The organism is Microbacterium hominis NBRC 15708, from assembly GCF_001592125.1.
GTDB lineage: Bacteria > Actinomycetota > Actinomycetes > Actinomycetales > Microbacteriaceae > Microbacterium > Microbacterium hominis.
Map to the genome: position 1 here is coordinate 1 of NZ_BCWI01000043.1, position 2409 is coordinate 2409.

General features: G+C 69.8%; 2 protein-coding genes. Both read left to right on the forward strand.

All coding sequences use genetic code 11. The features are described 5' to 3' along the window. A partial coding sequence (locus MHO01S_RS16105; RefSeq protein WP_503826003.1) for a phosphoketolase family protein occupies positions 1-274 on the forward strand: 274 nt, incomplete at its 5' end. After that, on the forward strand, positions 274-2409 hold a 2136-nt coding region (locus MHO01S_RS16110; protein ID WP_061782600.1), incomplete at its 3' end, for a heavy metal translocating P-type ATPase. The genes MHO01S_RS16105 and MHO01S_RS16110, both read left to right, overlap by 1 nt.

The window sequence follows — 2409 nt, forward strand, 5'->3', positions numbered from 1 at the left end:
ATTCATGGAGCGCGGCACCACCACGACCCCGTTCGACATGGTCATGCTCAACGACCTCGACCGGTACCGGCTCGTCATCGACGTCCTCGACCACGTCCCGGGCCTCGCCGCCGGCCACGCCGGTCTCCGGCAGGAGCTGCAGGACGCCCGCCTGCGCGCCCGCGCCCACACCCGCCAGCACGGCACCGACATCCCCGCCGTGACCGACTGGCAATGGCCCCACCCCAAGACCGGTCCCCGCTCCACCGACCCCGCTATCGGGAAGGAACTGTGATGAACGACACGAACACCGTGACCCTGCAGGTGGGCGGCATGATCCGCGCGACCTCCAAGAACGTCACCGAAGCCCACCTGGGCCGACAGCCCGGCGTGATCAGCGTCGACGCGAACCCCGTCTCGCAGACCGCGACCGTCACCTACGACCCCGAGTCCACCTCGGTCGCCCACCTGCAGCAATGGGTGATCGAGTGCGGCTACCACTGCGCCGGCCAGTCCGTCCCCGACCACATCTGCGATCCCACCCACGAACCTCATGACCACGGCGCCCACGCCGGGCAAGAGGGGCATGCCGGGCACGAGGGCCACGTCGACCATGACACTCCCGCCGACCACGGCGCGCCCACCGGGCACAAGGATGCCGAAGACCACGCAGGTCACGCCGAGCACGCTGGGCACGCTCATCCGGCGCCCGCCGATGCGGCTGAGCACGCCGGTCATACCCCGGCGCCGGCCGCCGGCCATGACGGCGGTCAGGCGGCCGCGCATTCCGCGCAGGAGATGATGGGCCACGGTGGGCACCACGGCGGCATGTCTATGGACGCGATGATCCGCGACATGCGTAACCGGTTCCTGGTCGCGCTGATCCTGTCGATCCCGATCACCCTGTGGTCGCCGATCGGCCGGGACGTGATCGGGTTCGAGGTGCCGGCGCCGTTCGGGCTGCGCGATGACGTGTTCATGCTGATCCTTTCGCTGCCGGTGATCTTCTACTCGGCGTGGATCTTCTTCGACGGCGCCTACCGGGCACTGCGGGCCCGAACGCTGGACATGATGGTGCTCGTCTCGGTCGGGGTCGGCGCCGGCTGGCTGTACAGCCTGTTCATCACCCTCACCGGCGGCGGCGAGGTGTTCTACGAAGCCGCCACCGTCCTCGCCACCTTCGTGCTGCTGGGGCACTGGGTGGAGATGCGCGCCCGCGGCGGCGCGAACGACGCCATCCGCACCCTCCTGGAGCTCGCGCCCTCCCAGGCGGTCGTGATTCGCGACGGGCAGGAGGTGGAGATCCCCACGTCCGACGTCGTCCCGGGGGATCTGATGCTGGTCCGACCGGGGGCGAAGATCCCCACCGATGGCGTGGTGGAGTCCGGCGAGTCCGAGGTGGACGAGTCGATGGTCACCGGCGAGTCCATGCCGGTCGACAAGACACCCGAGTCGGAGGTGATCGGCGCGACCGTGAACACCGTCGGCACCCTCCGGGTGACCGCGACCAAGGTCGGAGCGGACACCGCGCTCGCGCAGATCGTGAAGCTCGTCCAGGAGGCGCAGAACTCCAAGGCCCCTGGGCAGCGGCTCGCCGACCGTGCCGCTTTCTGGCTGGTGCTAGTCGCCTTGATCGGCGGCACGCTGACCTTCCTGATCTGGCTGCTCGCGGGCGCCGAGGTGCCGATGGCGATCCTGTTCGCGATCACCGTCGTGGTCATCACCTGCCCCGACGCCCTCGGATTGGCGACCCCGACCGCGATCATGGTCGGCACCGGTCTCGGCGCCAAACGAGGGGTGCTGTTCAAGAACGCGTCCGGGATCGAGACCGCCGCCCGCATCGACACGGTCGTGTTCGACAAGACCGGCACCCTCACCAAAGGGGAGCCGGAGGTCACCGACTACCTCACCTCCGGCGGGAACGACCTCGAGCTGCTCAGCCTGGCCGCGGCGGCGGAACGGGAGTCGGAGCATCCGCTCGCCGAGGCGATCGTCGCGTACGCCGATGCCCGCGACATCCCGCGCCGCACCGCCACCGCGTTCCGCAACATAACCGGACAGGGCGCCGTCGCGACCGTCGACGGCAAGCGGGTCGTCCTCGGCAACACCCGCCTGATGGCCGCCGAGCACATCGACATCACCCCCGTCGAAGCGTCCCAGCGGGAACTGGCCGGCTCAGGGCGCACCGCGATCCTGTTCGCCGTCGACGGGCAGATCGCCGGCGTCATCGCCCTCGCCGACGCGCCCCGGGAGAGCGCGAAGACCGCGATCGACGCCCTGCACGAGCAGGGTGTCGAGGTCGCGATGCTCACCGGCGACAACCAACCCACCGCGGAACGGATCGCCGCCCTGCTGGGCATCGACACCGTGATCGCCGAGGTGCTGCCCGAGGACAAGTCGCAGAAGGTCGCCGAGCTCCAAGCATCCGGG